We start from the raw sequence: 23,071 nt of genomic DNA on the forward strand, positions 1-23,071 counted from the left end.
TATCGGAAGCCTTTTACCGTGTCGCGTGGTTTAGCCGACCCCCTCCGCGAAAGGGTGAAGTGTCCGGCAATTGAGCCGTCGGGGAGACGCATGACCACACCTGAGGACCCGAACGAGCCCCGCCCGGGCCAGGGCCCGCGCGAAGGCCGTCCGGAAGAGGAAGAGCCCGGCCGGCACGCGCCCGAGTGGTGGCGCGACGGCGAGCCGGAGGAGGAACGGCGGGAGCCCGCTCAGGAGGGCGAGGAGCCGATCGCCCCCGTGCCGCCTGTGGTGCCCCCGCCCGACGTGCCGCCCACGCACGAGCCCAGGCCGGGTGGTGAGCCGACCCATCCCGACCTGCCCACCTCACCCGAGACCCCGCCGCCCACGGGAGGCGACGCCGAGGCGACCCAGGTCCTGCCGCCGGCGGAGGGCGACGCCGAGGCGACCCAGGCGTACCAGATCCCCGGGGCCACCCCGACCTACCCGGGCTGGGGAGCCGCCCAGGGGGAACCGTCGGCCAGGCCGGCGCCGTCCCGCTACGAACAGGACGACCAGCGGCCCTACCCGCCCCCGCCGCCGGACCGGGGGCCGCCCGGCGGCGGCACCCCGGGCGGGTACGCCGCCCCGCCACCGGGACAGGAGCCGACCGTCCCCGGCACGACGCCGTCCAGCCCGTACGGCGGCCCGCCCGGCTACGGCCCGCCGCCCTACGGCGTCCCCTACCAGCAGGCCCAGCCCGGCAGCGGCCTGGCCACGGCGTCGCTGGTGCTGGGCGTGGCCAGCCCCTTTCTGGTCTTCGTCTGCTTCACGGGCCTGATCACCGCCATCCTGTCGATCGTCTTCGGCTGCGTGGCGCTCGCCAAGCGCGCCGGCAAGGGCCGCGCGATCGCCGGCATCGTGATCAGCGGGCTCTCGCTGGTGCTCTTCGCGATCGTGGCGATCTGGTTCTGGCACGTGGTGCAGGAGTGCGCGCACCTGCCCAGCCCGCTCGTGGACAAGTGCGTCCAGGACAAGTTTCCCTGGATGGGCGGCACCCGCGGCTAGGAAGGCTGGAGCGGCAGGTGCTCTGACAGGTCCGCCCGCGACCCGCTGGCGGACACCAGGTTCTTCGCCATCGCCTCCGCCCAGGTGAGACGGCCCAGGGCCAGCTCCATCCAGGTGCGGCCGTCCATCTCGACCACGTTCGGCGGCGTGCCCCGGGTGTGGCGGGGGCCCTCGACGGCCTGGACGGCGGCGTACGGCGGCACGCGTACCTCCACGGTCCTGCCCGGCGCGGCGGTCGCCAGCCGGTCGAGCAGGTAGCGCACCGCCTGCCTGGCCGCGGCGCGCTCGGGCTCGAGCCCCCGGTCGTAGGCGGCCAGCACGGCGGCCACGAGCGCGTCGGGCAACGACGACGCGGGACCGTCGTAGGCGGGCTCGTCGAGGGCGACGAGCTGGGCGTCGAGCGCCGCTCTCAGCTTCTCTTGATCCAGTTTGCGTGGTGGCACCTCACCATTGTCTCCCTGGCAGCGTTCATCGAGACGGAGGTCATCGTTCACCTCCGGTTTTGACAGCGGCCGTAACCTCCCCGCCGTACAACCGCGCACAAATATGGAGGATCTGTGGCGAACCGGAACGCGGGCGGGCGGCTGCTGCCGCTGATTTCCACCCCGCACAAGGGCGGTCGCTCCGCGATGACGTGTCAGTTCCGCTGCGGGAACGCGTGCGCGCATGACGTGGCGAACACCAGTGGCAACGCTTATTTCGGCGATGTGGTCAAGGAGGCGCTGTCGCGCCGCGGCGTGCTGCGCGCCGGCGCGCTCGGCGCCCTCGTGGCGGGCGCGGGGATCGCGGGGGCCGTGCCGGCCATGGCCGACGACCCCGAGGCGCAGGCCGCTGAGCTCGCCCGGGGCGGGAATTCCGGCGACCTCCGGTTCACCCCGGTCGCGCCGAACAAGGACGACAAGCTGACCATCCCCGATGGCTACCGCTCGTCCGTGGTCGTGCGCTGGGGCGACCCCGTGCTGCCCGACGCCCCCGCTTTCGACTTCGACAACCAGAGCGCCGACGCGCAGGCCAAGCAGTTCGGCTACAACTGCGACTACGTCACGCTCCTGCCGATGGGCCGTGACCGCGCCCTGCTGTGGGTGAACCACGAGTACACCAACGAGGCCCTGATGTTCCGCGGTTACACCGGCGGCGCCGCCGCGACCGAGGAGCAGATCAAGATCGCGCTGGCCGCGCACGGCGGCTCGGTCGTGGAGATCGAGCGGGCCGGCGCGGGCGAGTGGAAGCTGGTCACCAAGGGCCGCCGCCGCTACAACCGCCGCATCACCGCCCAGACCAAGATGAAGTTCTCCGGCCCCGCGGCCGGCAGCGACCTGCTCAAGACGGCCGCCGACCCTGCGGGCCGCACCCCCGTCGGCATGCTGAACAACTGCTCGGGCGGCACCACCCCCTGGGGCACCGTGCTGACCGCCGAGGAGAACTTCGACCAGTACTTCGTCAACGGCGACAAGGTGCCCGAGGCGCAGAAGCCGTACATCACCCGCTACACCATCACCACCGGCACCCCGTCGGGCAACCGCCGGTTGGACCGGGTGGAGGAGCGCTTCGACCTGGCCAAGCACCCGCAGGAGGCCAACCGGTTCGGCTGGATCGTGGAGATCGACCCGTTCGACCCCGACTCCACGCCGATCAAGCGGACCGCGCTCGGGCGCTTCAAGCACGAGGCCGCCAACACCACGCTGGCCCGCGACGGCCGCCTGGTCGTGTACATGGGTGACGACTCGCGCTCCGAGTACATCTACAAGTTCGTCTCCAAGAACCGCTACATCCCCGGCTTCGACCGGCACAACCGGACGCTGCTGGACGAGGGCACCCTGTACGTGGCCAAGTTCACCGGCGACAGCCCCGCCTCCGAGATCGACGGGAGCGGCAAGCTGCCCTCCGACGGCGAGTTCGACGGCTCGGGCGAGTGGATCCCGCTGGTCTCGGGCGACAAGTCGTACGTGGATGGCATGACCGCCGTCGAGGTCCTGGTCTACACCCGCCTGGCCGCCGACAAGGTGGGCGCGACCAAGATGGACCGCCCGGAGGACATGGAGCGCAACCCGGTCACCGGCGCCGTTTACGTGGCGCTCACCAACAACACCAACCGCACCGCGGCCCAGGTGGACGAGGCCAACCCGCGCCCCTCGAACAAGCACGGCCACGTCCTGGAGATCGTCGAGCGGCGCGACGACGCGGGCGAGAAGACGTTCGCGTGGTCGCTCCCGCTGGTCTGCGGCGACCCGAACGACCCCAACACCTACTTCGCCGGCTACGACAAGACCAAGGTCTCGCCGATCTCGTGCCCGGACAACGTGGCGTTCGACCGTGACGGCAACCTGTGGATCTCCACGGACGGCAACCAGCTCGGCAGCAACGACGGCATGTTCGTGATGCCCGTGCGCGGCAAGGAGCGCGGCCACCTGCGCCAGTTCCTCACCGTCCCGTTCGGCGCGGAGACCTGCGGCCCGCTGGTGACCGCCGACCAGCGCAGCGTCTTCGTCGCGGTGCAGCACCCCGGCGAGACCGACGGCGCGAACCCCGACAACCCCAGCAGCCACTGGCCCGACGGCGACCAGCCGCGTCCGTCGGTCGCGGTGGTCTGGCACGGCCAGGGCAAGAAGATCGGCGCTTGACCTCAACTTAACTTGAGGCAATACCGTTCCATGCCATGAGCATGGAGATGACCGCCTGGCACCAGCTGTATTCGATGAACAACCAGAAGGAGCGTCGCCCTGTCTCCAGGGCGACGCTCCGGCGTATCGGCGGGTTCGCGCGCCCGCACCGGCGGAAGTTGACGCTGTTCCTCGTGCTCAGCGTGGTGATGGCGGGCTTGGCGGTGGGGTCCCCGCTGCTCGCGGGCCGGGTGGTGGACGCCATCTTCAACAGCGAGCCGCTCGACGTGGTCGTGGTGGTGGCGCTCGCGATCGCGGGCCTGGCCCTCGCGGAGGCGGGGCTCGGGCTGCTCAACCGGTGGTTGTCGGCGGGCCTGGGCGAGGACCTGATCCTCGACCTGCGTACGGCCGTCTTCGACCACGTGCAGAAGATGCCCGTCGCGTTCTTCATGAGGACGCGCACCGGCGCGCTGGTCAGCCGCCTGAACAACGACGTGATCGGGGCGCAGCGGGCGTTCACCGACACCCTGTCCGGCGTGGCGGGCAACGTCGTGACGCTCGTGCTGACGCTCATCGCCATGATCGGCATCTCCTGGCAGATCACGCTGCTCGCGCTCCTGCTGCTCCCGGTCTTCGTGCTGCCCGCCCGGCGGATGGGCTCCCGGATCGCCAGGCTGCGGCGCGAGGCGGCCGACCACAACGCGGCCATGGGCACGCAGATGACCGAGCGCTTCTCGGCGCCCGGCGCGACGCTGGTCAAGCTGTTCGGCCGGCCCGCGCACGAATCGGCCGAGTTCGCCCACCGGGCCAGGCGGGTGCGCGACATCGGCGTGCGCTCCGCCATGACCCAGTCGGCCTTCGTCACCGCGCTGACGCTGGTCTCGGCGCTGGCCCTGGCGCTCGTGTACGGCCTCGGCGGCTTCTACGCCCTGCGCGACCAGCTCGCGCCCGGCGCGCTCGTGTCGATGGCCATGCTGCTCACCCGCCTGTACGCGCCCCTGACCGCGCTCGCCAGCGCCCGCGTGGACGTCATGAGCGCGGTCGTCAGCTTCGAGCGCGTCTTCGAGGTGCTCGACCTCGAACCGCTCATCAAGGAGAAGCCGGACGCCCGCGAGGTCCCGGAGGGCCCGGTCTCCGTCGAGTTCGACGACGTCCGCTTCGCCTACCCCTCGGCCGACAAGGTCTCGCTCGCCTCGCTGGAGGAGGTCGCCACGCTCGACTCGCGCGGCGGCGTCGAGGTGCTGCACGGCGTCTCGTTCCGGGCCGAGCCCGGCCAGATGGTGGCGCTGGTCGGCTCGTCCGGCGCAGGCAAGTCCACGATCGCCCAGCTCCTGCCCAGGCTGTACGACGTCGACTCCGGCGCCGTACGGCTCGGCGGCGTGGACGTGCGCGACCTGACCGCCGACTCGCTCCGCGACACGCTCGGCATGGTCACCCAGGACGGCCACCTCTTCCACGACACGATCAGGGCGAACCTGCTGCTGGCCAGGCCCGAGGCGAGCGAGGACGACATCTGGGACGCCCTCACCAGGGCCAGGCTGGCCACCCTGATCGAGTCGCTGCCCGACGGGCTCGACACGGTCGTGGGGGAGCGCGGTTACCGCCTGTCGGGCGGCGAGCGCCAGCGGCTGACGATCGCCCGGCTGCTGCTGGCCAGGCCCCGGGTGGTCATCCTGGACGAGGCCACGGCGGCGCTCGACTCCACCTCCGAGGCGGCCGTGCAGGCGGCGCTCGGGGAGGCCCTCGAAGGCAGGACCGCCGTGGTGATCGCCCACCGGCTCTCCACGATCCGCGCCGCCGACCTCATCCTCGTGATCGAGGACGGGCTCGTGGTCGAGCGGGGCACGCACGCCGACCTGCTCGCCGCCGAGGGCCGCTACGAGGAGCTCTACCGCACTCAGTTCGACGAGCCGACGGTCGCCATGGCCTGAGGTTGGTCGCGCCGGGTCTCGCGGCGGGCTCGCAGCGAGTAGAGGGCGACCGGGATCGCAGCCAGCACCACGACGGCCGCGATGACCAGCGTGAACTGGTACGCGTCCAGGAAGGCGAGCAGCGGCGCCCGGTCGCTGCCGCTCTGCCTGGCGCTCAGGATCGCCCCCAGCACGGTGATGCCGAGCAGCCCGAACACCTCGCGTGACACGTTCAGGACGCCCGAGGCCACGCCCGACCTGCCCTGGGGCATGCCGCCGAGGATCGCGGCCGTCAGGGGCACGAGCATGCCGCCGCCCAGCCCGTACAGCAGGAACCAGGGGGCCACGTCGGCGTAGTCGGCGTCGGCGCCCACGCCGGAGAGCAGGTAGATCGCCGTGCCCATGAGCGCCATCCCCAGCGCCACCGTGGGGCCGATGCCGATGCGCGCGCTGATCCGCTGCGACAGGATCGCGATCACGGCCATGACCAGGGCCATCGGCACGAACGACGCGCCCGCCTGGGTGGGGGAGAAGCCGAGCACGTTCTGCAGCCACAGGGCGCTGAAGAAGTAGATCCCGAACACGCCGAACGACCAGATGCCGCTGGTGAGCAGCCCACCGCTGAACACCCTGGACCTGAAGAGCGAGATCGCGATCATCGGCTCCGCGGCCCGCGCCTCGACCAGCACGAACGCCACGGCCGCCGCCGCGAACACGCCGAACGTGGCCAGGATCTCCGGCGAGGTCCACCCCACGCTCTCACCCTCGATGAGCGCATATGTCAGGGCGAACAAGGCGAGGGCGGAGGTGGCCAGCCCGGGCAGGTCGATCCGGTGCCGCACGCGGGTGAACGCGGGCCTGACCGCCCACATCCCCAGGCCGAACGTCACCACGCCGATCGGCACGTTGATCAGGTAGATCCAGCCCCAGTGCAGGTTCTGGCTGATGAAGCCGCCCGTGATCGGCCCGAGCGCCATGGAGAGCGCCCCCGCGGCGCTCCAGATGCCCACGGCCCTGCCGCGCTCGCCGGGGTCGGGGAAGATCTGGCTGATCAGCGTGAGCGCAGTGGGCGTGAGCAGCGCCGCCCCCACCCCCTGCACGGCCCGCGCGGCGATCAGCGCCGCGCCGGACGTGGCCAGCCCGGCCGCCAGCGAGGCCAGCGTGAAGACGGCCAGCCCGCCGAGGAACACCCTGCGGGCCCCGAACACGTCCGCCAGCCGGCCGCCGACCAGCATCAGCCCGGCGAAGACCAGGATGTACGAGCTCACGATCCATTCGAGACCCGAGATCGTCAGCCCGAGCTCCCGCTGGATCGTCGGCAACGCGACATTGCCGACGTTGTTGTCCAAGTAAGTCATGAATGTGCCCAAGGTCACCGCGACCAACGCCCACCACCGCACGGACATCTCCTCCTATACGCCGTACTTGTACGTCGTATAGTTGAACTTGTACGGCGTATAGTTGTCAACCGTGATGGGAAAACTGACCGCCCAGGCGATCGCGGAGCGGGCGCTGGAGATCGGTGACGCCGAAGGGCTCGACACCGTGACGATCCGGCGCCTGGCCACGGACCTGGGCGTGACCCCGATGGCCCTCTACTGGCACTACAAGAACAAGGACCAGCTGCTCGTCGGCATGGCTGACCACCTGATCGGCGGCTTCGCGCCCAAGCAGGCCGACGAGCGCCCGTGGCAGGAGCAGTTCCGCGACCTGATCGAGGGACTGATCAGGACGCTGCGCGCGCACCCCTGCGCCAAGAGCGTGATCGAGCAGATCGACCCCGTCGAGGTGCCGAACTTCCTGGCCGTCTGGGACCAGGCGCTCGGCCTGGCCCGCAGCGCCGGGTTCGGCGTCGACGAGAGCTGCCTGATCAGCAAATATCTGCTGCAGAGCGCCATCGCCATCGCCGACGCCCCCGTGCACGTCAAGACCGTCAGCCCGGACGCGATCAGGGCGAAGCTGGCCGGCCTGCGGTCGTTGCCGGAGGAGACGTACCCGCACCTGGTCGAGATGGCCTCACCGCTGGTCAAGGGGACGGAGAAGGGGCTGTACGACACGTTCGGCGTCGATCTCGTGCTCAGCGGCATAGAGGCGCTCGCGCCCAAAGGTTAGAGTCTCGATCATGCCTTTTGAGCTGATCTGCGAGATCGAACCTCCCACCAAGCCCGATCTGAAGCACGTCAGGCACCAGATCGGCACCATGAGCAAGATCGCCCACTCGTTCCTCATCCCCGACAACCACATCGGGCGCGCGACGGTGTCGAGCGTGGCGGTGGCGCACGAGGTCGAGGCCATGGGCGGGCGCGGCATCGCCTGCCTCAACTCGCGCGACCGCAACCTGCTGGGCTTCCGCCGCGACCTGCTCACGGCGGCGGCCTACGGGGTGGACCAGTTCCTGTTCGTCTACGGCGACAAGCCCACGAGCGGCAACCGGACCAGCGACCTCACCGTGCGCTCGATGATCGAGGAGGCCCGGGAGTTCTCGCCCGGCATGCGGCTGGGCGCGGCGGCCTCGATGCGCTCGCTGCCCGCGTGGAAGCGCGCGGCCGACTTCCTGTTCCTTCAGGTCGGCTTCTCGCTGGAGGCGCAGCTGCGCTGGCGCGAGACCCACCCGGTGGACGTGCCGGTCTACGCGGGCGTCATGGTCCTGGCCAGCGAGCGCCACGCCAGGATGCTGGCCGCCGCCATCCCCGACATCGACCTGCCGGAGGACCTGATCGCGAAGGTGGCCGCGGACCGCATGGCCGGCGTGGAGGCGGCCTGCGAGCAGGTGCTCGCCCTGCGCGACTCGGGCGCCTTCGACGGCGTCCACCTCATCCCGGTCTCCCGCTACCGCGACGTGGAGTCCAGGCTCGCCACCGCCCTCTGAGGACGCGCCAGGGCCGCGAGCAGCGCACCCGTGAGGGCCACGGCGAAGAGCGCGGCGTACGCGCGCTGGAAGCCGTCCATGAGCTGTCCCACCGCCACCGGCGACAGCCTGGACAGCGTGCCCGCGTACACCTGGGCCCGCAGCCCGGGCCCCACGGAGGCGGTCAGGACGCTGAGCGACAGGCCGACGCTGATCACGATGCCGACGTTCATGATCATGACGCGGAACCCGTTGACCACGCCCAGGCTGCCGGTCGGCAGCGCCCGCATGACCTGGGTGGTGTTGCCGGTCAGGAACGTTCCGCTGCCGCAGCCGGCCACGAACAGGCCGATCCCGATCACCCAGTACGGCGTGGCGGGATCGGCGGTCAGCATCAGCGTCCCGAGCCCGAGAGCGCTGAGCACCGCCCCGCCGATGGACAGCGCGTACGGCGACACCCGCCGCCCCAGCAGGCCCACGATCGGCGAGGCCAGCCCGATCCCGACGGGCACCGGCAGCACGCTCAGCCCCGCCGTGAACGCGTCCACCCCCCTGGCCGCCTGGAAGTACAGCGCCACCACCAGGATCAGCGCCGAGCGGGCCAGGGCGTTGCAGAACGAGGCCAGATTCGCGTAGGCCAGCAGCCGCCCGCCGAAGAGCCGCAGGTCCAGCACCGGGTTCGAGGAGCGCCGCTCGGCCAGCGCGATCAGCGGCAGCAGCACCAGGAAGACCGCCGCGCCCGTCAGCACCACGGGGCTGGTCAGCCCGGCCGAGCCCGTCTCCGACAGCGCCAGCAGCATCGCCGTCAGCGCCGCGAACACCAGCACGTTGCCCAGCGCGTCCACGGGCTCCTTCGGCCGCCTGGGCATCCTGCGCAGGATCACCGCCCCCACGGTCAGCGCGGCCAGCCCGGCGGGCACGTTCACCCAGAAGATCCACTGCCAGCCCGCGGTCTCCGCGATCAGCCCGCCCAGCGTGGGCCCGGCCAGCTGCGCCACCGACAGCGTGCCGATGTAGACGCCCATGCCCTGGCTCAGCCGGTCCGGCGGGAACGCGTCCGTGATGATCACCGTGCCGTTCGCCAGGATCATCGCCGCCCCGATCGCCTGCAGCACGCGCATCGCGATCAGGAACCACACGCTCGGCGACAGCCCGGCCAGCAGCGAGGCCACCGTGAAGATCGCGAACCCCGTCAGGTAGACCTCCCGCCTGCCCAGCAGGTCCGCCACCCGGCCGAAGAAGACCAGGCTCGCGGTGTTCACCAGCAGGAATGCCAGGAGGATCCACCCCGACTCCAGGGCGTTGGCGTGGAAGTGCCGTACGACCGTCGGGAGCGCGACGTTGAGCGTGCTGCCGGCGATGCCGATGAGGACCAGCCCCAGGCTGGTGACCGCGCAGACCTGCCAGGCGTAGCGTAAGCGGCTGGCGTCGTGAGGAATGACCGCGACCATGCCCTCCACTATGACGTACGGCGTACGTACGGGATCTGGCGGGCGGGATCTAGCGGGCCCTCTTGCGCAGGCCGTCGAGGTCGTGGATGACCACCCGCCGCCGCCCGGTCTCGATGAGCCCCCGGTCGCGCAGTGTGCGCAGCGCCTTGCTGACCGCCTCGCGGGAGGCGCCCGTCCAGCCGGCCAGCTCGTCCTGCGACAGGGGCAGCGCCACGCGTACCCCGCTGTTGGTCTTCTCGCCGTAGCGGTCGGCGAGTTCCAGCAGGCGCGTCGCGACCCGGCCCGTGGTGTCGAACGCGCCGTACTCGATGCGCTTCCTGTCCGCGTCCCGCAGCCTGCCGGTGACGAGCTGCATGAGCAGCACGGCGATGCGTCCGTGGGACTCCAGGAACGACGAGAAGTCCCGCACCACGATGCCCGCGATCGGCTCCAGCGCGGTCACCGTGGCCGAGCGGGGTGATCCGTCGATGGCCGACATCTCCCCGAGCAGCGCGCCGGGGCCGCGCACGGCCAGCACCACCTCGGTGCCGGCGCTCGTGTGCGACGAGCACTTGACCCGGCCCTCCGTCAGCACGAGGACCCAGTCGGACGTGTCACCCTCGTTGATCACGGTCGTGCCGCGATCCCAGCGTCGCGGGCGACCGGCCGCGCGCAGGGCCGCGACCTCCTCCTCGGTGAGCATGGACAGAAACTCGCCGGACTCTGGCTCCATGCGCCCGATTATGGCGGTACGGGAGTCACCCTTCTATTGCAAATCAGTCAGAACATACGCATTGACGAGCTCTTCCTTGCCCTTGAGGTTGAGCGGGCCCAGAGGGTTCACCGACGCGCCACGTCCCAGTTGCCGGAGCGTCGTCTCGCCGATGACGACCGTGCCCGGCTCGGCGATGCCCTCGAGCCTGGCGGCCACGTTCACGCAGTCGCCCATCGCGTTGAAGCCGCGCAGCTCCGGGCTGCCGATGTTGCCGACCAGCGCGGGACCGGTGTTGACGCCCACCCTGAACGTCGGCCACGGGACGTCGTCCACCCGCTTCCACGCCATCTCCTCGGCCACCTCGGCGGCGGCCCGCTGCATCTCCAGCGCGGCCTTGCAGGCGGCCCGCGCGTGGCCCGCCTGGGCTGCGGGCGCGTTGAACAGGGCCAGCAGCGCGTCGCCGACGAACTGCACGATCGTGCCGCCGTTGTTGAGGATGCAGGGGACGGCGGCCGTGTGGTAGCGGTTGAGCATCTCGACGATCTCGCCCGGCGTGACCTTCTCGGAGAACGTCGTGAAGCCCTTGAGGTCGGCGAAGAGCGCGGTCAGCTCCTTCAGCTCGCCGCCCAGCGCGGCCTGCGCCGGGTCGGCCAGCAGGGCGTTGGCCACGTCGGGCGACATGTACTGCCGGAAGAGCGTGTCGAGCTCCTGGTAGAGGCGGGCGTTCTCCAGCGAGATCGACAGCTGCCCGGCCAGCGTGGCGGCCAGCGCCTCGTCCTGTTGGGTGCGCCCGATGGGCACCTCCAGCACGCCCGCCAGGTGGCCCTTGACCGTCAGGGGGAAGGCCAGCAGGTTGTCGCGCCTGATGGGCTCGTTGTCGGCGAACTCGTACTCGCGCGAGCCGATCTCCGTCCTGCCCTCCGCGACCAGGCCGATCTTCACGTCGCCGTACGCCTGCCGCACCCGGTCCAGGGCCGTGGCCAGGAGCTGGTCCTCGGGCAGGCCCACCCGGGTCTGGGCGCTCACGGCCACCATGGCGGACAGCCGCCCGGACAGCTCGCGCTCGTTGGCCAGCGCCTCGCCCGCCCGGTCGAGCACCGCGACCTGGCTCTCGTTCAGCCGGAACTTGCCCGACAGCCGGGCCGCGGCCAGCGGCTCGCCCCGCCGTACGTGCTCGACCAGCTCCTCAAGGGCCTTGTCGTAGTCCTGCTGGATGCGCCGCACGGTCGCCGCCAGCGTCACCGAGTCGAACAGGCCCGCGCTCGACCCCTCCCGCCTGAACTGCAGGTAGGCGCTGTAGGCCACGAAGACGAAGGCCAGCGTGAGCAGCAGGTGCCACTCCCACCAGGACAGATGCCAGTTGAGCTGCGACATCCCGGCGATCATGGCCTCGGCCAGCAGCGCGTACGCCGTGATCAGGCTGATCAGCATGGCCGACGGGCGCTTGCGGTGCAGCAGGAACATCATCACGCTCGCCGCGCCGTACAGCAGGACGCCGGGGATCGACGCCCAGGCCAGCCAGTCGACCGGGGACGCCATCGGCGGCTCGCTGAGCCGCGTCAGCCCCGGTACCAGCGACGTGACGCCCCAGATGAGCATGAAGCCGAACAGCACCGCGCGGATGAAGTGCTGGGCGTCCAGGACCTTCCTGGCCGCCGCGTCGCCCAGCGGCAGCGCCGAGGCGAACGCGAACGCCGCGGCAACGGAGAGCCCCACCTGCTGGCCCACGTCGAAGCCCAGCGAGCCGATCGGCAGGATGATGTCCGGCGTGGCCAGGCCGTGCATGAAGAAGAAGCCGGCGCTGCTCAGGAAGACCATGGACACGAGGAACAGCCGGGCGTCCTGGCGGCGCCGCGACGCCTCGCTGATCATCACGCCGAGGACCACGTTGATCCCGGCCACCGTGATGATCATCCAGAAGTGGCTGAGATTGTGGTGCCACATGACGTTGACCTGGGGCTGGGCCAGCAGCAGCCAGAGCCCCAGCAGTGGCAGTACCAGGTGGATCCCCCAGACCACGCCGCGTACGGGCTGGGTGGCCGGAGGCAGGTAGGGGGTTGACACAGACCCGATTATCCACCGGAGATCGACGTCGCCAATGCGTCGTTTTACTCACCGCTGTCTCCAAATCCCGTCAATCTGGTCAGTAACCCTCCGTTTCGTGATGGATACGTTATGTAGTTCTTGCCATCTCTTGGAACGATTGAAACGTGAATCTCATGGACAACATGAGCATCACTTGTTCGGAAGGACAGCCGTGGCTAACAAGATTCGCGGTGGGCGCACGCTCACCCTCGCCGCCGTGGGGGCGCTGGCCGCCTCGCTCCTCACCGTCGGTGGCGTCGCCACCGCATCGTCGGCCGCCGGCGAGGTGCACGCCTGCGTGCACAAGAAGACGCGGTACGCCCGCATCGTCAACCCCGGCACGAAGTGCCGGAAGACGGAGGAGCGGATCCTGATCGGCGGCACCTCCCAGACGACCATCCAGCAGGGCCAGCAGGGGGCGCAGGGCGCGAAGGGCGAAACCGGCCCGGCCGGCCCCCAGGGGCCGAAGGGCGAGATGGGCCCGAAGGGCCCGCAGGGCCTCAAGGGCGCGGACGGCCCGCAGGGTCCGAAGGGCGCGGACGGCAAGGACGGCCTCCCCGGTAAGAACGGCGAGGACGGCAAGACCGGTCTGCCCGGCAAGAACGGCGAGGACGGTAAGAACGGCCTCCCCGGCAAGGACGGTAAGGACGGCCTCCCCGGCAGGCAGGGCGAGCAGGGTGAGCAGGGCCCGCGCGGCCCCCAGGGTCCCCAGGGGCCGCAGGGCCCGAAGGGTGACTCCGGCGACGGCGCGAGCTACACCTCCTACACCAGGACCGCGTCCCTGAACTCGACCGGCTCCGCGACGGCCAGTTGCGACAAGGGCGGCATGACGACCGGCGGCGGGTTCTCGTTCGACGCCCTCAAGAACGCCATCGTCATGAGCAGCGCGCCCAGCGGCGGCACCGGCTGGACGGTCAGCGTGGCCAAGGACGACAACGGCAACAACACCTACTCGTCCACCGCCACCGACCAGAAGACGACCACCACCACTAACCACGGCACCAACGTCAGCGGCACCGTCTACGTCGTCTGCCTGGGCCAGAAGAAGGCCTGACACGCGAAGGAGGGCCGGTACGGGCACCCCGTACCGGCCCTCCGGAAGACCGTCAGCCGAACAGCGCGGGCAGCGCCGCCGAGTGCGTCTCCCGCAGCTCCTCGACCGGCACCTCGAACACGCCCTCGACCACCAGCGAAGCGCCTCCGGTCGTGCCGAGCCCGTAGCAGGGCACCTCGTGCCGCCCGCACAGCGACGCGAACTCCTCGTAGGCCTCCGGCCGCACCGCGACCAGCGCCCGCGCGGCCGACTCGCTGAACAGGTCGGTGAAGGCGTCCCCGCTCAGCGCCACCGAGGCCCCGACGCCCCGCGCCAGGCACGACTCCGCCAGCGCGACGGCCAGCCCGCCGTCCGACAGGTCGTGCGAGCCCTCCAGCAGCCCCTTCTTGGCGGCCTCCACCAGCACGGTCGCCAGCGCCTGCTCGGCGTGCAGGTCGGCCCGGGGCGGCAGCCCGCCCAGGTGGCGGTGCGCGACGTGCGCCCACTCCGAGCCGCCGAACTCCTCGTGCGTGTCGCCGAGCAGCACGACCTTCAGCCCTTCGGCGGTGAACCCGGACGGCACCCGCTTGGCCACGTCCTCGATGACGCCCAGCACGCCCACGACCGGCGTGGGGTGGATGGCCGTCGAGCCCGTCTGGTTGTAGAAGGAGACGTTCCCGCCGGTCACCGGCACGCCCAGGGTGCGGCACGCGTCGGCCAGGCCGCGCACGGCCTCGGCGAACTGCCACATGACCTCGGGGTCCTCGGGCGAGCCGAAGTTGAGGCAGTTGGTCACGGCCAGCGGCTTGGCGCCGGTCACGGCCACGTTCCGGTACGCCTCGGCCAGCGCCAGCTGCGCCCCCGCGTACGGGTCGAGCTTGGCGTAGCGGCCGTTGCCGTCGGTGGACAGCGCGATGCCCCTGGTCGTCGGCTCCGCGCCGGCGATGACCTCCGAGATCCGCAGCATCCCCGCGTCCGCCGGCTGGGCCAGCACGGTGTTGGAGCGGACATAGCGGTCGTACTGGGAGGTCACCCACTCCTTGGAGGCCAGGTTGGGCGAGCCGAGGAGCTGGAACAGCGTGGCCCGCAGGTCCGCAGGCCGCTCCAGCCGGTCGGGCGTGTCGGCGTTGAGCGCGGCCTGCCCGGACGGCTCGTGGTACGGGCGCTCGTAGACGGGCCCGTCGTCGGCCGCCGTGCCCGGCGGGATGTCCACGATGACCTCGCCGTCCCAGGTCATGACCAGGCGGCCGGTGTCGGTGACCTCGCCGATGACGGTGGCGGGGACGTCCCACTTGTCGCAGATCGCCATGAAGGCCGCGATGTCGTCGGGCCGGACCACGGCCATCATCCGCTCCTGCGACTCGCTCATGAGGATCTCCTCGGGCCTGAGCGAGGGGTCACGGAGCGGTACGAGGTTGAGGTCGACGTGCATGCCGCCGGTGCCCTTGGCGGCCAGCTCGGTCGTCGCGCACGACACCCCGGCCGCGCCGAGGTCCTGGATGCCGACGACCACGTCGGCCGCGTACAGCTCCAGGCAGCACTCGATGAGCAGCTTCTCCATGAACGGGTCGCCCACCTGCACGGCGGGCCGCTTGGCGTGCGACTCGTCCTCGAAGGTCGCCGACGCGAGCACGGAGGCGCCGCCGATGCCGTCGGGGCCGGTGGACGCGCCGAACAGCACGACCTTGTTGCCCGGGCCGGGCGCGGTGGCCAGCTTGATCTGGTCCTTGCGGAGCAGGCCCACGCACAGGGCGTTGACCAGCGGGTTGCCGATGTAGCAGGGGTCGAAGACGACCTCGCCGCCGATGTTGGGCAGGCCCAGGCAGTTTCCGTAGTGGCTGATGCCCTCGACCACGCCGGGCAGGACCCGGCGGGTGTCCACGGCGTCCGCGCCGCCGAAGCGCAGCGCGTCCATCACCGCGATCGGGCGCGCGCCCATCGACATGATGTCGCGGACGATCCCGCCGACGCCGGTGGCCGCGCCCTGGTGCGGCTCGACGTAGGACGGGTGGTTGTGCGACTCGATCTTGAACGTCGCCGCCCAGCCGTCGCCGATCTCCACCACGCCGGCGTTCTCACCCATGCCCACGAGCAGCGCGTCGGACTTGGGCGCCTTGGTGGCGAACTGCTTGAGGTGCACCTTGGACGACTTGTACGAGCAGTGCTCGGACCACATGACGCTGTAGATGGCCAGCTCGGAGCCGGTGGGACGGCGACCCAGGATGTCCTTGACCCGGTCGTACTCGTCCTGCTTCATCCCCAGCTCGGCGAAGGGCATCGGCTCGTCGGGCGTCTCGCCGGCCCGCTTCACGCTGTCAGTCATGCGTTCACCAGCTTCTTGAGGACGGAGGTGAAGAACCCGAGGCCGTCGGTGCTGGGCGCGCCGACCAGGTCCTCGACCGCGTGCTCGGGGTGCGGCATGAGGCCGACCACGTTGCCCGCCTCGTTACGGATGCCCGCGATGTCGTTGAGCGAGCCGTTGGGGTTGCCGCCGACGTAGCGCACGACCACGTGGCCGCCCGACTCCAGCGCGGCCAGGGTGTCCTCGGAGGCCACGTAGCGGCCTTCGCCGTGCTTGACGGGCAGCACGATCTCCTGGCCGGGCTCGAAGGAGCTGGTCCAGGGGGTGGCCGTCTGTTCGATCCGGACCCGCTGGTCACGGCAGACGTAGTGGAGCGAGGCGTTGCGGGTCAGCGCGCCGGGCAGCAGATGGGCCTCGCAGAGGATCTGGAACCCGTTGCAGGTGCCGATCACGGGCAGCCCCGCCCTGGCGGCCGGGACGAGCTCGTCCATCAGCGGCGCGAACCGGGAGATGGCGCCGCAGCGCAGGTAGTCGCCGTAGGAGAAGCCGCCGGGCAGGAAGACGGCGTCGACCCCCTTCAGGTCGTGGTCGGCGTGCCACAGCGGCACCGCCTCCGCGCCCACGAGGCGTACGGCCCTGGCGGCGTCCTGGTCGTCGAGAGTTCCTGGAAACGTGACTACGCCCACACGGGCAGCGCTCATGACAGTCGTCCCCTCCGAGGAATGCGCGCGCACGCGCCACCGTCTCTTCGGGTGGACGGCGGTCTGCGGCGGTGTCTTCAGATTATCGGGTGCTGCCGGGTGGTCCACATCGGCTCGTGCGTCGGGCGAAGGCGCAGGTCAGACTGCCGCCAGCTCGCGGGGACGGGCGTCGGCCGAGTCGTCCCAGGCGAGGTGCTTGCGCAGGTGGACCGTGGTGCCACGGCCGGGTGTGATGCCGAAGGAGATCTCGTCCACCACGGAGCGCATGATCAGCAGACCACGGCCGTTCTCCGTGTCGGGTGGAGGGAAGTGCGGCGGCATCGTCGGCAGCCCGTCGCCGTTGTCCGCGATGCGCACGTCGCAGCGACCGTAGCCGATCGCCGCGCTCACTTCGTAGCGGTTGGCAGGACCCCCGTGCCGCACCGCGTTGGAGCACGCCTCGGAGACGGCGAGGAGCATGTCCGCGATACACGTCTCACTCACGTTGAGTGAACGCATGGCATCGCCCAGCACTCGCCTGACCATCGGAATGCCGATCGCATCCCGAGGCAGTGCCAACGAGAACTCAATATCCACCGGACTCCTCCGGGCGCCAGACCGTCACCTGGAGTAGGTTTCCCTGTGAAAACGGGGCTAACCGCAAAATCACGTTGTTGTTATTTACTGTTGGCACGCCCGTGGCATTGTGCCGCCTCCGAACCCCGCTTTAACCGGCCAGGGGGGAATCCGGGCGGCAAATCTCCCCTAATCCTCAACCCGGACGCTGTAGTCCTCGATCACCGTGTTGGCGAGCAGGGTCTCGGCCATCTTGCGGATCTCCTCCAGCGCGGCCTCGTCGGCCGGGCCGTCGAGCTCGACCTCGAAGCGCTTGCCCTGGCGCACGGCCGAGACGCCGGAGAAGCCGAGCCTGGGCAGTGCCCTGGCGATCGCCTGGCCCTGTGGGTCGAGGATCTCGGGCTTCAACATGACGTCCACGATGACGCGGGCCACTGCGTTCCTCCTGGATGCGGTGGGTGACTGGGAAGCACAGCCTACCGGCGCGTGTGGCTGTCGACACAACGGGAACGGGGAGGGCATGGGGCTTGCGCGCAGGGCTGTGACGTCTGCCACGATGTCCCCAAACGCGTACGAACCACCACCAGATGGTTCATCGCTTGGAAGGCGGGCCTCAAAGGTGGCAACCCCATCGAAGACCTGCCCTGACGACCGCAACAGGAGTGGCTCATGACCGAGCTTGTCGAGGTCATCAATGAACACAGCACCTCTGTCACGAGGCCGACGAAGGAGGCCTCGTGACAGCCGAAGCCTCTCGTGGTGCTGCAGACGCACCTCCGGAGCTCGTCCAGTTGCTCACCCCCGAGGGCGAGCGGGTTGAGCACCCCGACTACGACATCGACCTGACCGATGAGGAGGTCCGGTCGCTCTACCGCGACCTGGTCCTCGTACGGCGCATCGACCTGGAGGCCGTGGCGCTGCAACGCCAGGGCGAGCTGGGCATCTGGGCCTCGCTGCTGGGCCAGGAGGCGGCCCAGATCGGCTCGGGCCGCGCATTGACCGACTCCGACATGGCCTTCCCCACCTACCGCGAGCACGGCGTGGCGTGGTGCCGCGACGTCGATCCGGTGAAGCTGCTGGGCCTGTTCAGAGGCGTGAACCACGGCGGCTGGGACCCCAAGGAACACAACTTCCACCTGTACACGATCGTGATCGGCAGCCAGACCCTCCACGCGGTCGGCTACGCGATGGGCATCCAGCGCGACGACGCCAGCGCCGCCACGATCGTCTACTTCGGCGACGGCGCCACCTCGCAGGGCGACGTGAACGAGTCGTTCATCTGGGCCAGCGTGTTCAACGCGCCGATCGTGTTCTTCTGCCAGAACAACCAGTGGGCCATCTCCGAGCCCCTGGAGAAGCAGACCCGCATCCCCCTCTACCGGCGCGCCTCCGGCTTCGGCTTCCCGGGGATCAGGGTGGACGGCAACGACGTGTTCGCCTGCCTGGCCGTGACCAGGAAGGCGCTGGAGGCCGCCCGCACCGGTCAGGGGCCGACGCTCATCGAGGCGTTCACGTACCGGATGGGCGCCCACACCACCACCGACGACCCGACGCGCTACCGCGTGGCCAGCGAGCTGGAGGCGTGGAAGCTCAAGGACCCGATCGAGCGGGTCAGGTCGTACCTGTTCAAGAACGAGCACGCCGACCCGTCGTTCTTCGACTCCGTCGACGCCGAGGCCGACCAACTCGGGGCCGACCTGCGCAGGCGCTGCCTGGCCATGCCCGACCCCCAGCCGCTCGACATCTTCGACCACGTCTACCGCGAGCCCCACGCCCTGATGGACCAGGAGCGCGCCCAGTACGCCGCTTACTTGGAGGGGTTCGCCAAATGACCGTGATGAGCTTGTCCAAGGCGCTCAACGAGGGCATGCGCAAGGCCATGGAGGACGACTCCAAGGTCCTCATCATGGGCGAGGACGTCGGCAAGCTGGGCGGCGTCTTCCGGGTCACCGACGGCCTGCAGAAGGACTTCGGCGAGGACCGCGTCATCGACACGCCGCTGGCCGAGTCGGGCATCATCGGCACCGCGATCGGGCTGGCGCTGCGCGGCTACCGGCCGGTGTGCGAGATCCAGTTCGACGGGTTCGTCTTCCCGGCCGCCGACCAGATCATCACGCAGCTCGCCAAGATGCCGATGCGCTCGCTCGGTGCGATCAAGCTCCCGGTCGTCGTACGCATCCCGTGCGGCGGCGGCATCGGCGCGGTCGAGCACCACAGCGAGTCGCCCGAGGCGTACTTCACCCACACGGCCGGCCTGCGCGTCGTGTCCTGCTCCAACCCGGCGGACGCGTACACCATGATCCAGCAGGCCATCCGCAGCGACGATCCGGTGATCTTCTTCGAGCCCAAGCGGCGTTACTGGGAGAAGGCCGACATCGACACCGGCTCCACCGACTGGTGGCCGCCGCTGCACGCGGCCCGGGTCGTGCGGCCCGGGTCCGACGTCACGCTGCTGGCCTACGGCCCCATGGTCAAGACGTGCCTGGAGGCCGCCACGGCCGCCGAGGAAGACGGCCGTTCGCTGGAGGTGATCGACCTGCGCTCGCTCAACCCGCTGGACGAGCCGGCCGTGATGGACTCCGCGCGCCGTACCGGGCGGGTGGTGGTCGTCCACGAGGCCCCCGTCAACAGCGGTTTCGGGGCCGAGCTGGCGGCCAGGATCACGGAGCAGTGCTTCTACCACCTGGAGTCGCCGGTGCTCAGGGTCGGCGGCTTCTCCACCCCCTACCCGCCGTCGAAGCTGGAGGAGCACTACCTGCCCGATCTGGACCGGGTGCTCGACGCCGTCGACCGGGCCTTCGGGTACTGAGGGGGGTTCTCATGCGACGCGAGTTCAAGCTCCCCGACGTCGGCGAAGGACTGACGGAGGCCGAGGTCGTCCGCTGGCACGTCGAGGCGGGTGACGCGGTCAAGGTCAACCAGATCGTCGTCGAGATCGAGACGGCCAAGTCGATCGTCGAGCTCCCGATCCCCTGGGACGGGGTGGTCGCGGACCTGCTGGCCGAGGCGGGCCAGACGGTCGACGTCGGCGCCCCCATCATCGCCGTCGAGACCTCCGAGGGCGCCGCTCCCGTCTCGGAGGAGACCAAGGCCCTGGCCGAGGACATGGTGCCCACGCCTCCGGCGGAGGGCGCCGTCGAGCCCGGGGCCCACGGCAGCCCGGCGCCCAAGGAGGAGCGCCAGGCGGTCCTGGTCGGCTACGGCGTCAAGACCGGCGCCACCAAGCGCCGCCCCCGCAAGCCCCAGGCTCCCGGCCTCCCGGCGAACCCGGTGGCCAACCCCTCCCGCGTGGAGGTGGCCGGCGGCCCTGCCCCTGCCCCTGCTCCTGCCCCTGTCGCGCCGCCGGCCGGCCGGGTCGGCGTCCTCGCCAAGCCACCCGTACGGAAGCTGGCCAGGGATCTCGGCGTCGACCTGTCCACCCTCGCCGGCACCGGCCCCGAGGGCTCGATCACCCGCGAGGACGTCCACGCCGCTGCGGAGGCCGGGGCGGCCCCGGTCGCCGAGGTGGCGGCGGCCGAGCGGCCGGAGGAGCGCATCCCCGTCAAGGGTGTGCGCAAGATGACCGCCCAGGCCATGGTCGCCAGCGCCTTCACCGCTCCGCACGTCACCGAGTTCCTCCAGCTCGACGTGACGAACACCATGGAGACGGTGCAGCGCCTGCGCACCTTCCGGGACTTCGCGGACGTCAAGGTGTCCCCGCTGCTGCTGGTGGCCAAGGCGGTCCTCACCGCCGTCAAACGCCACCCGATGATCAACTCGTCGTGGGACGAGGCGGCGCAGGAGATCGTGCTCAAGCGCTACGTGAACCTGGGGATAGCCGCCGCCACCCCCCGCGGCCTCGTCGTGCCCAACGTCAAGGACGCCCACACCCTGTCGCTCCCCGAGCTGGCCGGGCGGCTGGCCGAGCTCACGGAGACCGCCAGGGCGGGCCGCACCCAGCCGGCCGAGATGGCCGGCGGCACCTTCACCATCACCAACGTCGGCGTCTTCGGCGTCGACGCCGGCACCCCGATCCTGAACCCCGGCGAGGCCGCCATCCTCGCCATCGGCCAGATCAGGGACATGCCGTGGGTGGTGGACGGCGAGCTGGCGGTGCGCAAGGTGACCACCCTGGCCCTGTCGTTCGACCACCGCATCGTGGACGGCGAGCTGGGCTCGATGTTCCTGCGCGACGTCGGCGACATGCTGGAGGACCCGCTGCACATGCTGGCCTGGAGCTAGCCGGGAAAGCCTACGGCGACCGCCGGGAGGACCCCTCCCCCGGCGATCGCCGTAGGCCGGGGACACCCGCACCCATCCCGTACAGAGTCACGCCGTCGCGATCTGATACACCTGATCGCATGATTCGCCACATCGTGTTGTTCACCTGGACCGAGGCCGCGACCGACGAGCAGAAGGAGACGGTGACCACCGAGCTGGGCAAGCTGCCCGGCATCATCCCGCAGCTCCGCTCGTACACCGTGGGCCCGGACGCGGGCATCAACCAGGGCAACCACGACTACGCGGTGGTGGCCGACTTCGACGACGTCGACGACTACCTGGTCTACCGCGACCACCCGCAGCATCAGGCGGTGATCGTGGAGCACATCAGGCCGATCCTGGCCTCCCGGGCCGCGGTGCAGCTCAGCCTCTAGATCTCCGGCGGGTTGTTCTCGCGGTGCATCAGCCGGCCCTCGGAGGTGCGCCCCCTCCTGGGGGCCAGCACGACGCTCAGCACCACTCCCACGCCACCGACGATCATGAAGATGAGCCCGACGACGTCCATGTGGACGGCCTTGCCGAACACGTCGGGCTCGATCGCGAATCTCAGGATGGCGCCAAGCGTGAGGAAGAAGATGCTTACCCCGACACCCATGACGACCTCCAGGCAAACGGCGAGTACAGCCACGGTCATACCCGGGTACAGAAGATCACACCCGTAACATCTCAGGCGAGGCAGGACAAAGGCTTGCCGCCGTTGTAGGTGATCATGTCCAACACGGCGGTGGCCAGGTCGATCGGCGCGCCCAGCGGCTGTCCGTCGAGCTCGGCGTAGGCGCGGTGCAGGTTGCCCACGATGCGCTCGGAGTCCAGCAACCCGCCCCACTCGCCCAGGTCGGCCTCCCTGGCCGCCTCCAGCGGAGACAGACCCGCCGCCCGGCCCCGCACCGCGGTCTCCTGCACGAACCGCAGGTAACCCTCGATCCGGTCGTACGCCTCCGGCCCGCACACCCCGCCGTGGCCCGGCACGACGGTCTCCGCCCCCAGCGCCCTGAGCTGGTCGAGCGCGTCCAGCGCCCCGGCGACCGAGCCCATCAGGACGAAGGGGGTGCCGCCGTTGAAGACGAGGTCGCCCGAGAACAGCAGCCGCCGCTCGGGGATCCACACGTACGAGTCGTTCGTCGTGTGCGCGGCGTGGCCCACGTGTCTCACCTCGCACCGCAGGTCGTCGGAGTGCAGGGTGATCCGGTCGGTGAAGGTGAGGAACGGCGGCGCCACCTCCATCTCGCCCCACTCCACCTCGGGCGACCACGCGGCGCGGTAGGTGGGGACGCCGTCGACCAGGATCTGCTCCCGCACGCCCTCGTGCCCGACGATCGTGGCCTCGGGAAAGAGCCAGTTGCCGAACGTGTGGTCGCCGTGGTGGTGGGTGTTGACCAGCGTGGTGATCGGCCGGTCGGTGACCGTGCCGATGGCCTCGCGGAAGGCCCGCGTACGGCGCTCGGTCGAGCAGGCGTCGACGCAGATCACGCCGCGCCGGCCGGCCAGGAAGCCGGTGTTGTTGATCCACCAGCTCCCGTCGGGCTGGATGTAGGCGAAGACGCCCTCGGACACCTCTTCGACCCGGGGCGGAGGAAGGGGGTGATCGTGAGAAGTCGAGCTCATG

21 protein-coding genes are annotated in these 23,071 nt (G+C 70.4%); 10 read left to right on the forward strand and 11 right to left on the reverse strand.

The window, feature by feature from the left end:
- Positions 1-90 precede the first annotated feature (90 nt).
- Positions 91-1,026, forward strand: a complete 936-nt coding sequence (locus ACIHFD_RS47580; protein WP_397372523.1) for a DUF4190 domain-containing protein — start codon at positions 91-93, stop codon at positions 1,024-1,026.
- Here the strand turns inward: ACIHFD_RS47580 and ACIHFD_RS47585 are convergent.
- Complete coding sequence (locus tag ACIHFD_RS47585; protein ID WP_350737399.1) at positions 1,023-1,469, reverse strand: sterol carrier family protein; 447 nt, start codon at positions 1,467-1,469, stop codon at positions 1,023-1,025. The genes ACIHFD_RS47580 and ACIHFD_RS47585 overlap by 4 nt on opposite strands.
- A 114-nt stretch (positions 1,470-1,583) precedes the next feature.
- Here ACIHFD_RS47585 and ACIHFD_RS47590 point away from each other — a divergent pair, with 114 nt between their 5' ends.
- Together ACIHFD_RS47590 and ACIHFD_RS47595 are read left to right on the forward strand one after the other, a co-directional pair.
- On the forward strand, positions 1,584-3,647 hold the full coding sequence (locus ACIHFD_RS47590; protein ID WP_397372524.1) for a PhoX family protein: 2,064 nt from the start codon (positions 1,584-1,586) through the stop codon (positions 3,645-3,647).
- A 35-nt stretch (positions 3,648-3,682) separates the two neighbouring features.
- Positions 3,683-5,557 carry an ABC transporter ATP-binding protein gene (locus ACIHFD_RS47595; protein WP_397372525.1) on the forward strand — a complete coding sequence of 625 codons (1,875 nt, stop codon included), beginning with the start codon at positions 3,683-3,685 and terminating at the stop codon, positions 5,555-5,557.
- On the opposite strand, the gene ACIHFD_RS47600 is transcribed toward ACIHFD_RS47595, so the two are convergent.
- On the reverse strand, positions 5,524-6,942 hold the full coding sequence (locus tag ACIHFD_RS47600; protein ID WP_397372526.1) for an MFS transporter: 1,419 nt from the start codon (positions 6,940-6,942) through the stop codon (positions 5,524-5,526). The two genes, ACIHFD_RS47595 and ACIHFD_RS47600, sit on opposite strands and share 34 nt — an antisense overlap.
- Before the next feature lie 67 nt (positions 6,943-7,009).
- Between ACIHFD_RS47600 and ACIHFD_RS47605 the strand changes: the two genes are divergently transcribed.
- Positions 7,010-7,648 (forward strand): TetR/AcrR family transcriptional regulator, encoded by a 639-nt coding sequence (locus tag ACIHFD_RS47605; RefSeq protein WP_397372543.1) that lies wholly within the window; start codon positions 7,010-7,012, stop codon positions 7,646-7,648.
- Positions 7,649-7,658: 10 nt separating this feature from the next.
- Positions 7,659-8,405 (forward strand): methylenetetrahydrofolate reductase, encoded by a 747-nt coding sequence (locus ACIHFD_RS47610; protein WP_355207745.1) that lies wholly within the window; start codon positions 7,659-7,661, stop codon positions 8,403-8,405.
- On the opposite strand, the gene ACIHFD_RS47615 is transcribed toward ACIHFD_RS47610, so the two are convergent.
- Genes ACIHFD_RS47615 through ACIHFD_RS47625 form a run of 3 tightly spaced genes read right to left on the reverse strand, consistent with a single transcriptional unit; the run spans position 8,366 to position 12,593 of the window.
- Positions 8,366-9,835 (reverse strand): MFS transporter, encoded by a 1,470-nt coding sequence (locus ACIHFD_RS47615; protein WP_397372527.1) that lies wholly within the window; start codon positions 9,833-9,835, stop codon positions 8,366-8,368. The two genes, ACIHFD_RS47610 and ACIHFD_RS47615, sit on opposite strands and share 40 nt — an antisense overlap.
- A gap of 49 nt (positions 9,836-9,884) precedes the next feature.
- Positions 9,885-10,547 carry a Crp/Fnr family transcriptional regulator gene (locus ACIHFD_RS47620; RefSeq protein ID WP_363983987.1) on the reverse strand — a complete coding sequence of 221 codons (663 nt, stop codon included), beginning with the start codon at positions 10,545-10,547 and terminating at the stop codon, positions 9,885-9,887.
- Positions 10,548-10,580: 33 nt separating this feature from the next.
- Positions 10,581-12,593 (reverse strand): adenylate/guanylate cyclase domain-containing protein, encoded by a 2,013-nt coding sequence (locus tag ACIHFD_RS47625; RefSeq protein WP_350737378.1) that lies wholly within the window; start codon positions 12,591-12,593, stop codon positions 10,581-10,583.
- A 193-nt stretch (positions 12,594-12,786) separates the two neighbouring features.
- Here ACIHFD_RS47625 and ACIHFD_RS47630 point away from each other — a divergent pair, with 193 nt between their 5' ends.
- Positions 12,787-13,668 carry a hypothetical protein gene (locus ACIHFD_RS47630; protein ID WP_397372528.1) on the forward strand — a complete coding sequence of 294 codons (882 nt, stop codon included), beginning with the start codon at positions 12,787-12,789 and terminating at the stop codon, positions 13,666-13,668.
- A gap of 52 nt (positions 13,669-13,720) precedes the next feature.
- On the opposite strand, the gene purL is transcribed toward ACIHFD_RS47630, so the two are convergent.
- From purL to purS, 4 genes are all read right to left on the reverse strand, one after another.
- Entirely contained in the window at positions 13,721-15,970 is a 2,250-nt protein-coding gene (gene purL, locus ACIHFD_RS47635; RefSeq protein ID WP_397372529.1) for a phosphoribosylformylglycinamidine synthase subunit PurL, read from the reverse strand.
- On the reverse strand, positions 15,967-16,650 hold the full coding sequence (gene purQ, locus ACIHFD_RS47640; protein WP_355207756.1) for a phosphoribosylformylglycinamidine synthase subunit PurQ: 684 nt from the start codon (positions 16,648-16,650) through the stop codon (positions 15,967-15,969). Before purQ ends, purL begins: the two co-directional genes overlap by 4 nt.
- 138 nt (positions 16,651-16,788) lie before the next feature.
- Positions 16,789-17,175, reverse strand: a complete 387-nt coding sequence (locus ACIHFD_RS47645) for an ATP-binding protein (protein ID WP_350737367.1) — start codon at positions 17,173-17,175, stop codon at positions 16,789-16,791.
- 219 nt (positions 17,176-17,394) lie between these two features.
- Positions 17,395-17,640 (reverse strand): phosphoribosylformylglycinamidine synthase subunit PurS, encoded by a 246-nt coding sequence (gene purS / locus ACIHFD_RS47650; RefSeq protein WP_350737364.1) that lies wholly within the window; start codon positions 17,638-17,640, stop codon positions 17,395-17,397.
- Positions 17,641-17,942: 302 nt separating this feature from the next.
- Between purS and pdhA the strand changes: the two genes are divergently transcribed.
- From pdhA to ACIHFD_RS47670, 4 genes are all read left to right on the forward strand, one after another.
- On the forward strand, positions 17,943-19,037 hold the full coding sequence (gene pdhA, locus ACIHFD_RS47655) for a pyruvate dehydrogenase (acetyl-transferring) E1 component subunit alpha (protein WP_355207761.1): 1,095 nt from the start codon (positions 17,943-17,945) through the stop codon (positions 19,035-19,037).
- Positions 19,034-20,014, forward strand: coding sequence for an alpha-ketoacid dehydrogenase subunit beta (locus ACIHFD_RS47660; RefSeq protein ID WP_355207764.1), 981 nt, complete (start codon positions 19,034-19,036; stop codon positions 20,012-20,014). The genes pdhA and ACIHFD_RS47660 overlap by 4 nt, the downstream gene beginning before the upstream one ends.
- A gap of 11 nt (positions 20,015-20,025) precedes the next feature.
- The gene (locus ACIHFD_RS47665) at positions 20,026-21,426 is read left to right on the forward strand and encodes a dihydrolipoamide acetyltransferase family protein (protein ID WP_397372530.1); all 1,401 of its coding nucleotides are present in this window, start codon (positions 20,026-20,028) and stop codon (positions 21,424-21,426) included.
- 119 nt (positions 21,427-21,545) lie between these two features.
- Positions 21,546-21,839 carry a Dabb family protein gene (locus ACIHFD_RS47670; RefSeq protein WP_363983999.1) on the forward strand — a complete coding sequence of 98 codons (294 nt, stop codon included), beginning with the start codon at positions 21,546-21,548 and terminating at the stop codon, positions 21,837-21,839.
- Here the strand turns inward: ACIHFD_RS47670 and ACIHFD_RS47675 are convergent.
- Positions 21,836-22,060 (reverse strand): hypothetical protein, encoded by a 225-nt coding sequence (locus tag ACIHFD_RS47675; RefSeq protein WP_192788390.1) that lies wholly within the window; start codon positions 22,058-22,060, stop codon positions 21,836-21,838. The genes ACIHFD_RS47670 and ACIHFD_RS47675 overlap by 4 nt on opposite strands.
- Before the next feature lie 71 nt (positions 22,061-22,131).
- Positions 22,132-23,070, reverse strand: coding sequence for an MBL fold metallo-hydrolase (locus ACIHFD_RS47680; protein ID WP_397372531.1), 939 nt, complete (start codon positions 23,068-23,070; stop codon positions 22,132-22,134).
- Between the last annotated feature and the right edge of the window lies 1 nt (position 23,071).

Source organism: Nonomuraea sp. NPDC051941, assembly GCF_044593615.1.

Coding starts and splice junctions, on each gene's coding strand:
- ACIHFD_RS47580 (WP_397372523.1), top strand. CDS start 91: ATGACCACACCTGAGGACCCGAACGAGCCCCGCCCGGGCCAGGGCCCG.
- ACIHFD_RS47595 (WP_397372525.1), top strand. CDS start 3,683: ATGAGCATGGAGATGACCGCCTGGCACCAGCTGTATTCGATGAACAAC.
- ACIHFD_RS47600 (WP_397372526.1), bottom strand. CDS start 6,942: ATGTCCGTGCGGTGGTGGGCGTTGGTCGCGGTGACCTTGGGCACATTC.
- ACIHFD_RS47605 (WP_397372543.1), top strand. CDS start 7,010: ATGGGAAAACTGACCGCCCAGGCGATCGCGGAGCGGGCGCTGGAGATC.
- ACIHFD_RS47610 (WP_355207745.1), top strand. CDS start 7,659: ATGCCTTTTGAGCTGATCTGCGAGATCGAACCTCCCACCAAGCCCGAT.
- ACIHFD_RS47615 (WP_397372527.1), bottom strand. CDS start 9,835: ATGGTCGCGGTCATTCCTCACGACGCCAGCCGCTTACGCTACGCCTGG.
- ACIHFD_RS47620 (WP_363983987.1), bottom strand. CDS start 10,547: ATGGAGCCAGAGTCCGGCGAGTTTCTGTCCATGCTCACCGAGGAGGAG.
- purL (WP_397372529.1), bottom strand. CDS start 15,970: ATGACTGACAGCGTGAAGCGGGCCGGCGAGACGCCCGACGAGCCGATG.
- purQ (WP_355207756.1), bottom strand. CDS start 16,650: ATGAGCGCTGCCCGTGTGGGCGTAGTCACGTTTCCAGGAACTCTCGAC.
- ACIHFD_RS47645 (WP_350737367.1), bottom strand. CDS start 17,175: ATGGTCAGGCGAGTGCTGGGCGATGCCATGCGTTCACTCAACGTGAGT.
- ACIHFD_RS47660 (WP_355207764.1), top strand. CDS start 19,034: ATGACCGTGATGAGCTTGTCCAAGGCGCTCAACGAGGGCATGCGCAAG.
- ACIHFD_RS47665 (WP_397372530.1), top strand. CDS start 20,026: ATGCGACGCGAGTTCAAGCTCCCCGACGTCGGCGAAGGACTGACGGAG.
- ACIHFD_RS47670 (WP_363983999.1), top strand. CDS start 21,546: ATGATTCGCCACATCGTGTTGTTCACCTGGACCGAGGCCGCGACCGAC.
- ACIHFD_RS47675 (WP_192788390.1), bottom strand. CDS start 22,060: ATGGGTGTCGGGGTAAGCATCTTCTTCCTCACGCTTGGCGCCATCCTG.
- ACIHFD_RS47680 (WP_397372531.1), bottom strand. CDS start 23,070: ATGAGCTCGACTTCTCACGATCACCCCCTTCCTCCGCCCCGGGTCGAA.